We start from the raw sequence: 15451 nt of genomic DNA, 5'->3' as shown, positions 1-15451 counted from the left end.
CGTCGTGGCCGAGCGCCGCGAGCAGCGCGATGGTGATCATGGACCGCTCGCGCCGCGTCAGCCCCGGCCGCGACCACACCGAACCCCAGGCGCCCTCGGTGATGAAGGTCTGGAAGCCGGCATCGAACGGCGTGGTGCGGGCGGATGCCGCGTCCACATAGCTGTCTCCGAGCACGGAACGGCGGGTTGCCATTCCGGCAGTCCAGCGCGGGGAGCGGTCGGTGGGAATTGACACGGGACGGCCTCATGTGGCGCGGGGCCTGCCGGGATAAACTTGGATGAAACGTGCATGCACACGCTCGAACGACCCGGCTGGCCCCGTTTGGGATCGCCGCGAGAATTTCATGTAGCGTATGATATGGAAAATGATATTTTTCTATCTATCCATGCAATTTGGATATGTATCGACCATGATCGACGGACGCATGAAGCTGCGCCACATTGCCTGCTTCCTGGAGGTGGCGGCGCGGTCCGGCTTCGGCCGCGCGGCCGACGCGCTCGGCCTCACCCAGCCGGCGGTGTCGCGGGCCATCGCCGAGCTGGAGGACATCCTCGGCGCGCCGCTGTTCGAGCGCGGCCGCGGCGGCGCCGTGCTGACACCGCAGGGCACCGCCTTCCGCACCCACGCGGGGGCGGCCTTCGCGGAACTGGGACGTGGCATCGACACGCTGCGGCGGCCGGACGGCGGCGACGTGGCGCTCAGGGTCGGCGCGCTGCCCACGGTGGCGGCGCGGATCATGCCCGGCGCGGTCCGGCGTGCGAAGGAAACGGGCCTCGATGCCACCATCATGATCGAGGCCGGGCCCAACGGCTGGCTCCTCGATCTGCTCAACGAGGGCCGGCTCGATCTGGTGGTGGGTCGCCTCGCCGAGCCCAAGGCCATGATGGGCCTCGCCTTCGAGCACCTGTATTCCGAGCCCATCGTCTTCGTGGCGCGGCGCGGCCATCCTGCCGACACCGGCCACCCGGTGGGGCTGGTGGAGCTTGCGCGCCATCCCTTCATCATGCCGGGACAAGGCTCCATCATTCGTCCGGAGATCGACCGGCTGTTCCTGATGGAAGGCCTGGCCGGCCCCGCCGACCGCATCGAGACCACCGATGCGAGCTTCTCGCGGGCCTATGTCGGTGCCAGTGACGCGGTGTGGGTCATCTCCCACGGGGTGGTGGCCGGCGATCTCGACGCCGGCACACTGGTGCGGCTGCCCCTGTCCATGTCCATATCCGGCGGGCCGGTGGGCCTCACCACGCGGGCGGGACAGGCCCCCCTGCCGCAGGCGGCGATCTTGCTCGACGCCCTGCGCGCGGTGGCCCGCGCGCTGTGAGCCGGACCCCACAACAGGCTTGACGCCACCGCGCGCCGCGGTCGAGCTTGCGGCCCGTTTCGTTCCCAAGGAAGGCCCCAGATCCATGAGCGTGTCCGTGTTCGAGCACCCCTTCCTGCGGCCACTCCTTGGCGACGATGCCATCGCCGCTGCCTTCACCGCCGAAGCCGACATCGCCGCCATGCTCCGCTTCGAAGCGGCGCTGGCGGAGGCGGAGGCGGAGGCCGGCGTCATTCCGCACGAGGCGGCCGCTGCCATCGCGCAGGCGGCACGCAGCATCGCCGTCGCACCCGCGGAGCTGGCTTCAGCGGTGGCCCGCGACGGCGTGGTGATCCCGGAGCTGGTGCGCCGGCTGCGCGCAGCGGTAGGCGAGCCCCATGCGGGCTTCGTGCACAAGGGCTCGACCAGCCAGGACGTGATCGACACCAGCCTGTTCCTGCGCCTGAAGGCGGCGTCCGACATCCTGCTGGCGCGCCTCGACGCGCTGATCGGCAGCTTCGATCGGCTGACCGCCACCGCGGGCGGTCTGGAGCTGACGGGCCATACGCGCATGCAGCGGGCACGGCCCATCACCCTCGCCCACAAGGTTGCCACCTGGCGCGAGCCCCTTGCGCGGCACCGGGCCCGTTTTCCGGCGGTGGCGGACGATCTGTTCCGGGTGCAGCTGGGGGGGGCGGTGGGCAACCGGGCCGAGCTGGGAGACGCTGCCGGGCGCGTGGCCGACGGGCTCGCGGCCCGGCTCGGCCTTGGCGCCGCGCCACGCGCCACCCATGCCGAGCGGGACGCTGTCGCCGCCTATGGTCATTGGTGCGCGCTGCTGGCCGGCTCGCTTGGCAAGTTCGGCGCCGACATCGCCCTCATGGCCCAGAACGAGGTGGGCGAGGTGACCATCGCCGGCGGCGGCGGCTCCTCCGCGATGCCGGAGAAGAACAATCCCGTGGGCGCCGAGATCCTGGTGACCCTGGCGCGCTTCGCCGCCATGCTCCAGGGCGGCCTGGACCAGGCCCTGGTGCACGAGAACGAGCGCTCCGGCGCCGCCTGGACCCTGGAGTGGATGATCCTGCCCCAGCTCGTGACGACCGCCGGCGCCGCCACCCGCACCGCCTTCGCGCTCATCGAGGCCCTGCGCTTTCCCGCACGATCCTGACGACGCGACGGCGGCCGGGGGCGGCAGCGGGCTTCAGAACGGCAGGCCCACATAGTTCTCCGCCACCGTGGTCGCCGCCGCCTCCGAGCCGGCGATATAGTCGAGCTCGGCAAGCTGCATGCGGGCCACGAAGTCCCCGGCTTCGGGGAACAGGTGCAGCATGGAGGTCATCCACCAGGAGAAGCGCTCCGCCTTCCAGATCCGTCTCAGCGCCCGCTCGGAATAGGCGTCGATGCCGGCGTCCGATTTGTCCCGGTAATGCTCGATCAGCCCGGACGCCAGGTAATGCACGTCGCTCGCCGCCAGATTGAGGCCCTTGGCCCCCGTCGGCGGCACGATGTGGCCGGCGTCGCCGGCGAGGAACAGCCGTCCGAAGCGCAACGGCTCCGCCACGAAGGAGCGCAGCGGGGCGATGCTCTTCTCCACCGACGGCCCGGGGACCACGCGCGCGGCCACCTCCTCCGGCAGGCGGCGGCGGAACTCGTCGTAGAACCGTTCGTCAGACCAATCCTCAACCTGGTCGGAGAGCGGCACCTGGATGTAAGAGCGGCTGCGCGTGTGGGACCGCATGGACGCCAGCGCAAAGCCACGCTCGTGGCGGGCATAGACGAGTTCGTCCGAGGCCGGCGGCACGTCGGCGAGCAGCCCCAGCCAGCCGAAGGCATAGACCCGCTCGAACTGGGCGATGGCCGTTTCCGGAATGGAACGGCGCGCGATGCCGTGAAAGCCGTCGCAGCCGGCAATGAAATCGCAGGCGATCTCGTGGGTGGCGCCGTCCTTGCTGTAGGTCACGCGCGGGCGGGGACCGTCGAAATCGTGCAGGGCCACGTCCTGCGCCTCGTAGACGGTCGGGACGCCCAGGGCGGCGCGGGCCTCCATCAGGTCGCGCGTGATTTCCGTCTGGCCGTAGACCACCACCGACTTGCCGCCGGACAGGGCGCGAAGGTCGATGCGATGGGTCCGGCCGGCGAAGGCCAAGTGGAAGCCGTCATGCACGAGGCCTTCCCGGTCCAGCCGATCGGCGCATCCCGCCTGCCGCATGAGGTCCACAAGGCCGCTCTCCAGCACCCCGGCGCGGATGCGCGAGAGCACGTAATCGGCGCTCCTCGCCTCCAGGATCACCGCGTCGACGCCGGCCTTTGCGAGAAGCTGGCCGAGGAGAAGGCCGGACGGGCCAGCGCCGATGATGCACACTTGATGTCGCACGTCTGTTTCCTCCCAGGGACACTCCGCGCGGAACGCCTTCGACGTGCCGACGCAGTCCCGTGTTGGTTTTTTCAGGTTGGGCAATGGACGGAGCGGGACCGCGGCTCCGGCCGGAAGGCGGTCCCGCAGACCCGTTCTCGCGCCGCGTCGCGCGCGGCGTCGGCACTGGTGAGAATGGCGCGCGGACGGCTGGTGCGGAATGGAACCTTCGCGCACTCTCTTGGACAAATCGAACCTATCGGACGTGCCAATGGGAAGCGCCGCGCCCCCGGTGCCCGCCTGCGCCCTCTCCGGCGAGGGTGCGGATGGCTTTCCCGACGAACGGCACGTGGCGACCATCACGGCACGCAGCGCCAAGCATGACTGGCGCATCCGCTCGCACCGCCAACGGCGGCCTCCACCAGTTCGTCTTCATCGCGGCGGGAGGCGGTGCGGCTGTCATTGATGGAACCGTCCACGCCCTCGGCCCCGGCGCGGCCATCGCCGTGCCGCCGTTGGTGGTCCACGCCTTCGATTTCGCCCCGCACACCGATGGCTACGTGGCGAGCGTGCCCGCCGCAGTGCTCGACCACTGGTCGTCGCCCAAGACCCAGTGGCGCAGCCTGTTCAAGGCGCCGCTGCTGCTGGCAGTCACGCCGGCTCAGGCGGCGCAGTTGCAGACCACGCTGGACCTCGCGCTAGGCGAATCCGGCGAGCACGGCGCCAGCCGACGCGAGGCGCTTACCGCCTTCGCCGGCCTGATCCTGATGTGGTTCCACCGGACTTTGGCCGCGGGTCGGCCGGACGGCGGCAGCCAGGCCTTCGCCGGCATCCAGCGTGTGGAGCGCTGCACCACCCCGGTGGAGGAGGATTTTCGCCGCCATCCAAGCCTCGCCGATCGCGCCCGGCGGCTCGGCGTAAGCGCGCCATGATCCATGTCGCCATGGGCGGCATCCTCATCCGGCGCAACGCTTACCCATAATTTGCAAACAGGCTCTGAGAGCCGCCTCTGTGGATCTACGCCGACGACGCGGCAACTCACAAAGATCGCATGGCCCAGGAAGACGGAGTCAGTATATCCACCGCAATCGTCGCCACTGAACCACGGATCTCGTCCGACTTCTTCATCGCCGCTATCGCCGGCTTAAGTCCACCGGGTCCGCTTTATTTCACCAGCGGGCAGCCGCCTTCGTTGAGCGGGCGGAAAGCCTCGGCCGCCGGGATGGTGGCGAGGGTCTCGTAGACGTCCCATTCACCCTTGGACTGCGCCGGGGTCTTGACTCGGAACAGGAACATGTCGTGCACCGCGCGGCCGTCGATGCGCACCTCGCCCTTGCCGAACAGAGGGTCGTCGATGGGCATCTCGCGCATCTTGGCCAGCACGGCCTTGGTGTCCTTGGTGCCGGCGGCCTCTACCGCCTTGAGATAGTGCATGATGGATGAATAGACGCCGGCATGAACCTGCGTGGGCATCTTGCCCTTGTGGAGTGCGGCGAAGCGTTTGGCGAAGGCACGGCTGGCGTCGTCGCGGTCCCAGTAGAACGCCTCCGTCAGCACCAGCCCCTGCGCCAGCTTCAGGCCGAGGGCATGGATGTCGGTGATGAAGGTGAACAAGCCGGCGATGGACTGCCCGCCCTGCACGATGCCGAACTCGGAGGCCTGCTTGATGGCGTTGATCATGTCCTCGCCGCCACTGGCGAGGCCCACCACCTTGGCGCCGGAGGATTGCGCCCGGATCAAGTAGGATGAGAAGTCGCTGGTGCCGAGCGGATGCTTGACCGATCCCAGCACCTGCCCGCCGGCGGCCTTCACCACCGCCACGGTGTCGCGCTCCATGGCGTGGCCGGACGCCTGGTCCACCGCGATGAAGAACCAGCTGTTGCCGCCCTGGCGCACCATGGCGCTGCCGGTGCCATTGGCATTGGCCCAGGTGTCATAGGTCCAGTGGATGGTGTTGGGCGTGCATTTGGACCCGGTGAGGTCGGCGGTCGCCGCGCCCGCATTGAGCTGGATCCTGTCCTTGTCCTTGACGATCTGGCTGACCGCCAGCGCAACCGGCGAGCCGGTGACGTCGCCGATGACGTCGACACCCTCCTGGTCGATCCACGAGCGGGCGATGACAGAGCCGATGTCCGCCTTGTTCTGATGGTTGCCCGAGACGATCTCCACCTGGATGCCCTTGTCCGCCCCCTTGAAGTCCTCCACCGCGAGACGGGCAGCCGCCACCGAGCCGGGACCGGCAAGATCCGAGTATGGTCCGCTCATGTCGCTCAGGATACCGATCTTGATCCTGGCCTCGGCCGCGGCGGGTCCAGCCCCTAGCGCAATGCCGGCCAAAAGCCCGCAAATGCTCATATAATAACGCATGATGTGTCCTCCCCTGAGGTGATTGAAGCTGTTTTTATTGACGTTATTTATGTCAATCACATTGCATATAATATGTAAATATATTTGCTAATTTTTTCGACCGAGCTACGGTGGACTCTCCGCAGCGCGCGGAAAATTATGCCTGGCCGGCCACATGCCGAACCGGGATGAAGAGGACAGGGCGATGCAGGACTTCCACGTGAAGCCGGGCGATACCGCCGTCTTCACGAAGACGGTTGGCGAGAGCGACGTGTACCTCTTCGCCGGGATTACCGGCGACTTCGCCCCGAACCACGTCAACCGCGCCTTCATGGAGCGCTCACGCTTCGGTCGGCTGCAGGCCCACGGCGCACTGCTGGTGGGCTTCATGTCCACCGTCGCGGGAATGATCGCGGCGCGAACGCCGCCCGAGGCGAACGAGATCGCGGTGGCGCTCGGCTATGACCGCATCCGCTTCGTCGCGCCGGTCTTCCTGGGAGATACAGTGACGACCCACTATCGCGTAAGCACGGTGGACACCGCGCGCAGGCGCGCCAGCGCCGCAATCGAGGTCACGAACCAGGATGGCACGGTGGTGGCGGTCGCCTCCCACACCCTCGCCTGGTTGGCGAACACCCCCGCGGCCGGATAAGCGTCCCGCATACCTGCCGATCAGTGTCCAACTGCTCGCAACGCTTTCCTTGCCATGCTGCATCACGGTTGGCGCAGATGGGCGTATCGCTCCAGCAGCGGGGCGCGGATATGGTCGGGGACCGGGATCTTCCGCAGCTCGCCCGCCACCACGAAGACCGCCACGAAGCTGGCGATGAAACAGGGGTGTCCGTCCTGCATGCCGACCACGCGAAACGTGATGGAGGTGGTTCCGAGCCGTGCCGGCTCAACATGGCAGAACAGCGGCGCGCGCGGCGTGATCGGGACCTTGAAGTCCATCTCCATATGCACAAAGGGGCATCCAAAACCCTGGTCCACGTTCATCCGGAACCAATTGTCGCCGTCGAGCAGATCCTCCCAGAAGGCGTCGATCGCCTCGAGGGCGAAGTCCGGGATGCGGCCCGTATAGGCGATGCGCGCCGGATCGCAGTCGCCGAAGCCGACCCGCCGCCGCCAGATGAATGCGCCGTTGCCCATGAGCCCTCGTCACATGTTCGGATAGTTCGGCCCGTCGCCGCCCTGGGGCGTCGTCCAGGTGATGTTCTGTGCGGGATCCTTGATGTCGCACGTCTTGCAGTGGACGCAATTCTGGAAGTTGACCACAAAGCGGGGGCGCTCGCCGTCCCCCTCCACCACCTCGTAGACCCCGGCAGGGCAATAGCGCTGGGCGGGCTCGGCGAATTTCGGCAGGGTCACGGCGATGGGGAGCGCAGGATCCGCAAGTTTCAGGTGGGGTGGCTGGCTTTCCTCGTGGTTGGTGAAGCTGAACGCCACGTTGGTCAGCCGATCGAAGGAGAGCACGCCGTCGGGCCTGGGATACGCGATCGGTGCGAAGTCCTTGGCCTCACCTGTTGATGCGGCGTCGCTCTTGCCGTGCTTCAAGGTGCCGAACAGGCTCACCCCGAAGAGATCATTGGTCCACATGTCGAGGCCGCCGAGCATGAGCGATGCGGTGAGCCCATATCTGGACCAGAGCGGCTTCACGTTGCGGACCTTCTTCAGGTCCTTGCCCACGGCGCCGTGGCGGATCTCCTCCTCATAGGCGGTGAGCGCGTCGCCGGAGCGACCCGCGTTTATGGCGGCATGGGCCGCTTCCGCCGCCGCCTTGCCCGAGAGCATGGCGTTGTGGTTGCCCTTGATGCGCGGCACGTTCACGAGGCCCGCCGCGCAGCCGACGAGCGCCACGCCCGGCGCCACGAGGGTGGGGATGGATTGCCATCCGCCTTCCGAGATGGCCCGCGCGCCATAGGCGACGCGCTTTCCCCCTTCCAGCAGCCCGGCAACCATCGGATGGTGCTTGAACCGCTGGAACTCCATGTACGGAGACAGATAAGGGTTCGCATAATTCAGGTGAACGACGAAGCCGACGTAAACCTGATGGTTGTCGATATGATAGATGAACGACCCGCCGCCCGCGCTGGAGCCGAGCGGCCAGCCGATGGTGTGGGTGACGGTGCCCTCCCTGTGCTTGGCGGGGTCGATCTCCCAGATCTCCTTCATGCCGATGCCGAACTTCTGCGGGCAGTGGTCCCGGCCCAGGTCGAACCGGGCGATAACCTCCTTGGCCAGCGAGCCGCGCACGCCTTCGCCGAGGAAGACATATTTGCCGTGCAGCTCCATGCCCGGCTCGTAGGCGGGACCCGGCGTGCCATCGGCAGAGCGGCCGAACTCGCCCGCCACAACCCCCTTCACCTCACCCCTTTCGCCGTAGACCAGCGCCGAGCAGGCCATGCCGGGGAAGATCTCGACGCCGAGTTCTTCCGCGTGCCGGGCCATCCAGCGGCACACATTGCCCATGGAGACGATGTAGGCGCCGTGGTTCGACATGAGCCGCGGCATGGGCCAGTTGGGAATGCGGACCCCGCCGGTCGCGGTGAGGAAGTGGAAGTTGTCCTCGCGCACCGGCACGGTGATCGGCGCGCCTCGCTCGCGCCAGTCGGGGATGAGCGCGTCGAGACCGGAGGGATCGAGCACCGCTCCGGAGAGGATATGCGCGCCCACTTCGGAGCCCTTCTCGAGCACCACGACGGACAATTGCGGATCGAGCTGCTTCAGGCGGATCGCGGCGGAAAGCCCTGCCGGGCCCGCGCCGACGATCACGACATCGTACTCCATCGCCTCCCGCTCGATCTGGGACATTGCGCCTCTCTTTGCCTGGTTCTGCTTGCGTGGGGTTCAGTGCCTGCCGGTCAGCGCGGGCAGGATGTGGAAGAGATCACTCGCCAGGCCATCCGCTCGTCCTCGGAGAGCTGGCTCGCGAGGCGGAAAGCATCGTCCCACTGAAAACGCGACAGGTCGGGGGCATCCTTCGGCTTGAGCTTCACTTCTCCCGTCACAGCGGCTTCCTCCCGTATGCGTCAAATTCGTTCCAGCAACAGCGCGGCACCCTGGCCCACGCCCACGCACATGGTCGCCAGGGCATGGCGGCCCGCACCCCGCGCCAGATCGAGCGCCGCCGATCCGGCGATGCGCGCCCCGCTCATGCCGAGGGGATGGCCGAGCGCGATGGCGCCGCCATTGGGGTTCACCCGGGGATCGTCGTCGGCGAGGTGAAGCGCGCGCAGCACCGCGAGGGACTGGGCGGCGAAGGCCTCGTTCAGCTCGATGAGATCGATGGCATCCAGCCCGACCCCGGTCTTCCCGCAGAGCTTCTCCACCGCCGGAACCGGGCCAATGCCCATGATGCGCGGCGCGACGCCGGCAGAAGCCCCGGCCACCACGCGGGCAAGGGGGGTGAGCCCGAAGCGCTTCGCCGCCGCCTCGGAAGCGACGATCAGCGCCGCCGCCCCGTCATTGACACCGCTGGCATTGCCGGCGGTCACCGAGCCGTCGGGCCGGGTGATGGGCTTCAGCTTCGCGAGATCCGCAAGGGTCGTTGCGCGCGGATGCTCGTCCTTGTCCACCTCCTGGGTCTTGCCGCGGCCCAGGGGCACGGCGACAGGAAGGATTTCCGCAGCAAGCCGGCCACTCGCCTGGGCCGCCGCCGTTTTCTCCTGGGAGCGCAAGGCGAAGGCGTCCTGGTCCTCGCGGGAGATGGCATGGTCGTCGGCCAGATTCTGCGCCGTCTCGGGCATGGAATCGATGCCGTACCCTTCGGCCATGCGCGGGTTGACGAAGCGCCAGCCGATGGTGGTGTCGTGGATCTCGGAGGCGCGCGACCAGGCGGAAGACCCTTTGGGGATCACGAAGGGCGCACGGGTCATGCTTTCCACGCCGCCGGCGATGGCGAGTTCCATGTCGCCGGACCTTATGGCGCGGGCGGCTGCCGCCACCGCCTCCAGTCCGGAGCCGCACAAGCGGTTCACCGTGACGCCGGGCACGCTCTGCGGCAGGCCGGCGAGCAGTAGGGCCATGCGCGCCACGTTGCGGTTGTCTTCCCCGGCCTGATTGGCGCACCCCATCCACACCTCCTCCACGGCGTCAGGATCGAGGCCGGGATTGCTGGCAAGGAGGGCGCCGAGGGGCAGTGCGGCAAGGTCGTCGGCGCGCACCGGGGCGAGGGCGCCGCCGTAACGGCCGATGGGCGTACGGATATAGTCGCAGATGAAGGCTTGGGTCATGCTTGCCCCTTCAGGTCGTCCGGGCCCAGCCCCTCGCGCGCTGCGTGGCGCAGGAGCTCGGGAATGCCCCAGGACAGCGGATCTTCGGCGGCGAAGGCCTCGATCCGGCGGAGGATTTCAGGAAGGCCGATGCGCCCGGCGTAGTGCATCGGGCCGCCGCGCCACCGCGGGAAGGCGTAGCCGTGGATCATCACGAGATCGATGTCGGCGGCACGTGCGGCGATGCCTTCCTCGAGGATGCGGAAGCCTTCCTCGATCATGGAGCTGATGGCGCGGGTGACGATCTCCTCATCGGAGAAGGTGCGGCGCGCGATGCCGGCGCGGGCCGACTCCTCCCCCACGATCTGGTCGATCAACGCCGAGGGAGAGGCCTTGCCGCCGTCGTAGTCGTACCACCCGGCTCCCGTCTTGCGCCCGAGCCGGCCGGTCTCTTCGACGATCCGGTCGGCGATGGGGATGTAGCGGAAGCCTTCCTTCGTGCGCCAGCCAAGGCGCTTGCGGTTGGCATAGGCGATGTCCAGGCCGGAGAGGTCCTGCACCTCGTAGGGACCCATGGCCATGCCGAAGCCGCGCAGCGCCGTATCCACCTGCGCGGGAAGAGCACCTTCCATCAGCATGATGTCGCAGGTCTGGCGATAGCGGGTGAGGATGCGGTTGCCGATGAAGCCGTCGCACACGCCGGCGAGGATCGGGATCTTCTTCAGCCGCGCGGCGAGACGCAGCGCCGTCGCCAGCGTCTCGGCGGAGGTGGTCCGCGCCCGGATCACCTCCAGGAGCTTCATCACGTGGGCCGGACTGAAGAAATGCAGCCCGAGGAAGCGCTCCGGACGGCGCACGCCTTCGCCGAACTGGTTCACATCGAGAAAAGAGGTGTTGGTGGCGAGGACGGCGCTCTCCGGCAGCGCCGCGTCGAGGGCGGCGAAGACCTGCCGCTTGACCTCCATGTCCTCGAACACCGCCTCGATGGCGAAATCCGCCGGCGGCAGCGCGCCATAGCCCTCGTGGAAGCTGAGGCGCGTGGCCTGCTCCGCTTCGGCGGCCTCGGCAGTGGTCTTGCCCCGCTTCACCGCGTCGGCATAGAGGCGCGCCACATTGGCCCGCGCCCGCTCGACGCCGGCGGCATCGCTTTCCACCAGCGCCACGGAAATGCCGAGTCCTGCCAGGGCGTAGGCGATGCTGGCGCCCATGGTGCCGCCGCCCACCACCACGGCGGAGCTGATTTCCGCCCCGCCGCCTTTCCCCTGCGCCATGGCGGCGCGCTCGGCGAAGAACACATGGCGCAAGGCCGCCGCCTGATCCGAGGTCTTCAGAGCGAGGAAGGTTTCGCGCTCCACCACCAGCCCCTCGTCGAGCGGGAGGCGGGTCGAGGCATCGACGAGATCGATGGCCTTCAAGGGCGCGATCTGGCCCGGGCTGCGCCTTGCCGCCTGCTTGCGCGCTGCCCCCACCGCCTCCGGATCGGGCGGTGGGGCGGGCAAGGCGCCGGTGGCGGGCCGGCTCGGAATGGAAAAGGTGCGGGCGAGGGTCACCGGATCGGCTGCGACCGTATCCACGAGCCCCAGGCACTGTGCCTCCCCCGCGCCGATCACCCGCCCCTCGCCGATGAGCGACAGGGCCGGCCCGAGGCCGATGAGGCGCGGCAGCCGTTGGGTGCCACCGGCGCCGGGCACGACACCGAGCGTCACTTCCGGCAGCCCCAGAGTGGCCGCCGGCGCGGCGATGCGCGCCCGGCACGCGAGCGCCACCTCCAGCCCGCCGCCGAGGGCCGTTCCGTTGATGGCTGCGACCACGGGAACCGGAAAGTCCTCGATCCGGCGGATGATGTCCGGCAGGTGGGGCGCCGCAGGCGGGGCGGCAAACTCCCTGGCGTCGGCGCCGGCGATGAAGGTCTTGCCGGCACCCGTCAGCACGACGCGGGCGACGCCCGCCGCTTCTGCCTTGTCGAGGGCGCGCACAAGACCCTGCCGCACGGCCTGGGAGGTGACGTTGACCGGAGGATTGTCGATGGTGACGAGGGCGATGCCGTCATCGACGATGCAATGAACCGGTCCGGACACGGCAGCCTCGCCTGCAGACGCGGGGACGCTCGCCGTGCGCGTATCCGACGCGTTCGGCCCACCCGGGCGCATGGGGGAGGTCATGACCGGGACTTCTCGTAGGCCTCGCGCAGCATGGTGCGCAAAGCGAACTTCTGGATCTTGCCGGAGGCGGTGGACGGCAGCTGGTCACAGACCTCCAGCCGCTCGGGATAATATTGCTTGGCCAGATGCTGGCTATCGAGGAAGCGAACCATCTCCTCGAAGGAGAACGCCTTGCCCTGCTTCGGCACCACGAAGGCACAGGCGCGCTCGCCGAGGCGCTCGTCGGGATAGGCGACGATGGCCACCTGCTGGATGTCGGGGTGCTTGTAGAGCACCGCCTCGATCTCCACCACGGGCAGGTTCTCCGCCCCGCGGATGATCACGTCCTTGGTCCGCCCGCAGATGCGGATATAGCCGGCGTCGTCTATCCGCGCGATGTCGCCGGTGTCGAACCAGCCCCCGGCATCGGTGGCGTTCCACTGGGGCCGCTTCAGATAGCCGCCGAAATTGGAGCAGCCGCGCACATAGAGCGCGCCTTCCTGGCCGGCCGGCAGCACCGTGCCGTCGGCGGCGCGGATCTGAATCTCCATGCCGGGCAGGACGAAGCCGTCCGTATTGACGGAGCGTTCATCGGGGTCGGAAGGGGAGACGAGGGTCACCGCGCCGTTCTCGGTCATGCCCCAGGCTGAAACGATCTTGGTGCCGAGCACCTTGCGCGCCCGCTCCACCAGCGCGCCAGGGATGGCCGTGCCCGCGCACAGGAAGATGCGCAGGGAGGAGGAATCGGTGCCGAGCTCCTCCACCGTGTTGGTGAGGTCCATGAGGAAGGGCGTCGAGGCCATGGTGAAGGTGACGCCTTCCTGCGCGATCACCCTGGCGGCCAGCGCCTTGTCCCAGCTGTCCAGCAACACCATGCGGGCCTTGAGCATGACCGGCATGAGCAGGCCGTACATGAAGCCCGTCTGGTGGGCCATGGGCGAGGCCATCAGAACCACGTCGGACGCGCCGAGGCCCAGACGGGTGGCGTAGGGGACGAGGTTGGAATACATGGTATTGGCGGTGTGCATCACGCCCTTGGGCTCGCCCGTGGTGCCCGAGGTGTAGATGAGCTGGCACACGTCGTTGGAGTCGCCCCGGTCGCGGGCGCTGACCTGCCGGATGCCGGACACCTCGGCGTCGAACGCCGGATCGAGCAGCAGCGCTTCGAACCCGTTCGGCCCTGCCCCTCCGACGACGATGAGGGTCGAGAGGTCTGGCAGCTCAGGCTTGAGCGTTTCGGCCATGGCCTCGTGGTCGAAGCCGCGGAACACCTTGGGGATGGCGAAGGCCTTGGCCTCGCCATGGCGCAGCATGAAGCGCAGCTCGTGCTCGCGGAAGATGGGCATCACCGGGTTGAAGACGATGCCCAGGCGCCGGCAGGCGATGTAGAGGACGACGAATTCCCAGCCATTGGCCAGCTGGCTCGCAAGAACATCGTCCTTTCCGAGGCCGAGACGGCGGAGCCCGACCGCGGCCCGCCAGGCCAGGTGGTCGATCTCGGCATAGGTCAGGTCGCGCCTTGCCCCGGTGCCGACCACGATGCTCACCACGGCGGTGGCATCGGGCTTTTCGGCAAGGCAGGCGTCGAAATAATCGAGCAGGGTCTTGCCCGGCCAGAGGCCTTCGGCCTCCATCCTGGCGCGGCGGGGCTCGATGAGAAGGGCGTCGAATTCCATGGTTTCCTCCCCTTTTTCGGATCAGCCGCTAACGGCTGCCCGGCCCGCCCGTTCACGGGCGATGATGTTCTTCATGATGTGCGCGGTGCCGTCGCCGATCTGCAGGCCCAGCACGTCGCGCAACCGCTGCTCGAAGGGCAGCTCGTTGGAATAGGCGGCGTGGCCGTGCACCAGCAGGCAGGCGTGGATCGCCTCGTAGGCGAGGAGCGGCGGCCACCATTTGGCCATGGCCGCCTCGGCCACGTGCGGCAGGCCGTTGTCCTTCAGCCACAGCGCGTTGTAACTCAGCAGCCGCGCGCCTTCGATGCGGGTGTCGAAATCGGCGAGCTGGTGGGTGATGCCCTGAAAAGCGGCGAGCGGCTTGCCGAAAGCACGCCGCTCGCCAATATAGGCCCAGGCCTCGGTGAGGGACTGGCGGGCCGTTCCAAGGCATTGCAGGCCGATGAGCGAGCGCGAGAAGTCGAAGCCCTGCATCACCTGCACGAAACCTTTGTTCTCCTGCCCGAGCAAGTGATCGACCGGCACCTTTACATTGTCGAAGAAGATGGAGCCGCGGCCGATGGCATGCTGGCCCACGTCGGTGAAGCGGGTCGTCGAGATGCCGGGGGTGTCCATGGGCACGAAGATGGCGGAGATGCCATGCGCCTTGTCCTCGGGCTTGCCGGTGCGGGCGAAGACAACGGCGGCGCCGGCCTGGTCGGCGGCGGAGATGGAGGTCTTCTCGCCGTTGAGGACATAGTGGTCGCCGGAGCGCTCCATCCTGAGGCCGAGATTGGCCGCGTCCGAGCCGCCGCGCGGCTCGGTCAGCGCGATGGCCAGCATGATCTCGCCAGCGGTGAGCTTGGGCAGCCAGTAGCCCTTGATCTCGGGATTGGCGAAATTGGCGAGGATCTGGCCGTTCAGGGAGGCGAGGATATTCACGTAGCCGAAGTTGAAGTCGCCCTTGGCGATCTCCTCGATGATGACGCCTGAATACATGCTGCCGGAGCCGATCCCGCCGAACTCCTCGGGCAGCTCGGGGGCGATCAGGCCGAGGCTGCCCATCTCGCGCACCAGATCCTTGCCGAAGCTGCCGGTGCGCTCGCGTTCCCGATAACCCGGCGCGAGGCGCTCGGCGGCGAACTTGGCGGCGAGGTCGCGCAAGGCGGTCAGGTCTTCATTATCGAAAACCGTTGGATATGCCGTCGGATTCATGGGGGTCCCTACCTTGGCTTTTCCTGCCGGATTGAGCTGTGGCCGCTTTAGCGCAGCCTTTGAGTGTCGCGGGCCGGCGCCGGCGCGGCGCACAGATCCCCGCGGCAGAGCCCTTGATGCGCATGTCTTGCGCCTGCACCGATCCTGCCGCCGCGATCACGCGCCCCGCGGGCTCACGGGCCGTTGCCGCCATGCCGGAGCCCTGACACCGGCATGGCGGCGCCGTGTC

Annotated in this window: 14 protein-coding genes; 4 read left to right on the top strand and 10 right to left on the bottom strand. The window is 68.0% G+C overall.

The genetic code is table 11. From position 1 onward, the window contains the following. Window positions 1-193: carboxymuconolactone decarboxylase family protein (locus tag K9U41_RS03995; protein WP_282639566.1), on the bottom strand; the 193-nt coding region annotated here is incomplete at its 3' end. Between the two features lie 217 nt (window positions 194-410). Here K9U41_RS03995 and pcaQ point away from each other — a divergent pair. After that, complete coding sequence (gene pcaQ / locus K9U41_RS03990; protein WP_282639565.1) at window positions 411-1322, top strand: pca operon transcription factor PcaQ; 912 nt, start codon at window positions 411-413, stop codon at window positions 1320-1322. An 85-nt stretch (window positions 1323-1407) separates the two neighbouring features. Continuing rightward, a complete protein-coding gene (locus K9U41_RS03985) occupies window positions 1408-2469 on the top strand; it encodes a 3-carboxy-cis,cis-muconate cycloisomerase (RefSeq protein ID WP_282639564.1) in 1062 nt (353 codons plus the stop codon). A gap of 33 nt (window positions 2470-2502) precedes the next feature. Here the strand turns inward: K9U41_RS03985 and pobA are convergent, their stop codons facing one another. After that, window positions 2503-3675: a 4-hydroxybenzoate 3-monooxygenase gene (pobA, locus tag K9U41_RS03980; RefSeq protein ID WP_282639563.1), complete on the bottom strand. Its 1173-nt coding sequence runs from the start codon at window positions 3673-3675 to the stop codon at window positions 2503-2505. 359 nt (window positions 3676-4034) lie between these two features. On the opposite strand from pobA, the gene K9U41_RS03975 reads away from it, so the two are divergent. After that, complete coding sequence (locus K9U41_RS03975) at window positions 4035-4586, top strand: hypothetical protein (protein ID WP_282639562.1); 552 nt, start codon at window positions 4035-4037, stop codon at window positions 4584-4586. A 232-nt stretch (window positions 4587-4818) separates the two neighbouring features. On the opposite strand, the gene K9U41_RS03970 is transcribed toward K9U41_RS03975, so the two are convergent. Then, entirely contained in the window at window positions 4819-6021 is a 1203-nt protein-coding gene (locus tag K9U41_RS03970; protein WP_282639561.1) for an ABC transporter substrate-binding protein, read from the bottom strand. Between the two features lie 184 nt (window positions 6022-6205). On the opposite strand from K9U41_RS03970, the gene K9U41_RS03965 reads away from it, so the two are divergent. Then, a complete protein-coding gene (locus K9U41_RS03965) occupies window positions 6206-6652 on the top strand; it encodes a MaoC/PaaZ C-terminal domain-containing protein (RefSeq protein ID WP_282639560.1) in 447 nt (148 codons plus the stop codon). A gap of 62 nt (window positions 6653-6714) precedes the next feature. Here the strand turns inward: K9U41_RS03965 and K9U41_RS03960 are convergent, their stop codons facing one another. The 7 genes from K9U41_RS03960 to aliB form a co-directional block, all read right to left on the bottom strand. Continuing rightward, window positions 6715-7149, bottom strand: coding sequence for an acyl-CoA thioesterase (locus tag K9U41_RS03960; protein WP_282639559.1), 435 nt, complete (start codon window positions 7147-7149; stop codon window positions 6715-6717). A 9-nt stretch (window positions 7150-7158) separates the two neighbouring features. Continuing rightward, on the bottom strand, window positions 7159-8811 hold the full coding sequence (locus K9U41_RS03955) for an electron transfer flavoprotein-ubiquinone oxidoreductase (RefSeq protein WP_282639558.1): 1653 nt from the start codon (window positions 8809-8811) through the stop codon (window positions 7159-7161). Window positions 8812-8861: 50 nt separating this feature from the next. Next, a complete protein-coding gene (locus tag K9U41_RS03950) occupies window positions 8862-9008 on the bottom strand; it encodes a hypothetical protein (RefSeq protein WP_282639557.1) in 147 nt (48 codons plus the stop codon). Window positions 9009-9029: 21 nt separating this feature from the next. Beyond that, window positions 9030-10232 carry a 3-oxoadipyl-CoA thiolase gene (pcaF, locus tag K9U41_RS03945; protein WP_282639556.1) on the bottom strand — a complete coding sequence of 401 codons (1203 nt, stop codon included), beginning with the start codon at window positions 10230-10232 and terminating at the stop codon, window positions 9030-9032. After that, the gene (locus K9U41_RS03940) at window positions 10229-12289 is read right to left on the bottom strand and encodes an FAD-dependent oxidoreductase (RefSeq protein ID WP_282639555.1); all 2061 of its coding nucleotides are present in this window, start codon (window positions 12287-12289) and stop codon (window positions 10229-10231) included. The genes pcaF and K9U41_RS03940 overlap by 4 nt, the downstream gene beginning before the upstream one ends. 80 nt (window positions 12290-12369) lie before the next feature. Continuing rightward, window positions 12370-14028: a cyclohexanecarboxylate-CoA ligase gene (gene aliA, locus K9U41_RS03935; protein WP_282639554.1), complete on the bottom strand. Its 1659-nt coding sequence runs from the start codon at window positions 14026-14028 to the stop codon at window positions 12370-12372. A gap of 21 nt (window positions 14029-14049) precedes the next feature. After that, entirely contained in the window at window positions 14050-15222 is a 1173-nt protein-coding gene (gene aliB / locus K9U41_RS03930; RefSeq protein ID WP_282639553.1) for a cyclohexanecarboxyl-CoA dehydrogenase, read from the bottom strand. Window positions 15223-15451: the final 229 nt, after the last annotated feature.

The sequence above is a fragment of the Xanthobacter autotrophicus genome (assembly GCF_029991245.1).
Taxonomy (GTDB): domain Bacteria; phylum Pseudomonadota; class Alphaproteobacteria; order Rhizobiales; family Xanthobacteraceae; genus Xanthobacter; species Xanthobacter autotrophicus_C.
This window is presented reverse-complemented; position numbering and strand designations above follow the sequence as displayed.

Excerpts from the sequence above, each read along its gene's own strand:
- K9U41_RS03970 (WP_282639561.1), bottom strand. The coding sequence starts at position 6,021 with ATGCGTTATTATATGAGCATTTGCGGGCTTTTGGCCGGCATTGCGCTA.
- pcaQ (WP_282639565.1), top strand. The coding sequence starts at position 411 with ATGATCGACGGACGCATGAAGCTGCGCCACATTGCCTGCTTCCTGGAG.
- K9U41_RS03960 (WP_282639559.1), bottom strand. The coding sequence starts at position 7,149 with ATGGGCAACGGCGCATTCATCTGGCGGCGGCGGGTCGGCTTCGGCGAC.
- pcaF (WP_282639556.1), bottom strand. The coding sequence starts at position 10,232 with ATGACCCAAGCCTTCATCTGCGACTATATCCGTACGCCCATCGGCCGT.
- K9U41_RS03985 (WP_282639564.1), top strand. The coding sequence starts at position 1,408 with ATGAGCGTGTCCGTGTTCGAGCACCCCTTCCTGCGGCCACTCCTTGGC.
- aliA (WP_282639554.1), bottom strand. The coding sequence starts at position 14,028 with ATGGAATTCGACGCCCTTCTCATCGAGCCCCGCCGCGCCAGGATGGAG.
- K9U41_RS03965 (WP_282639560.1), top strand. The coding sequence starts at position 6,206 with ATGCAGGACTTCCACGTGAAGCCGGGCGATACCGCCGTCTTCACGAAG.
- aliB (WP_282639553.1), bottom strand. The coding sequence starts at position 15,222 with ATGAATCCGACGGCATATCCAACGGTTTTCGATAATGAAGACCTGACC.
- K9U41_RS03975 (WP_282639562.1), top strand. The coding sequence starts at position 4,035 with ATGACTGGCGCATCCGCTCGCACCGCCAACGGCGGCCTCCACCAGTTC.
- K9U41_RS03955 (WP_282639558.1), bottom strand. The coding sequence starts at position 8,811 with ATGTCCCAGATCGAGCGGGAGGCGATGGAGTACGATGTCGTGATCGTC.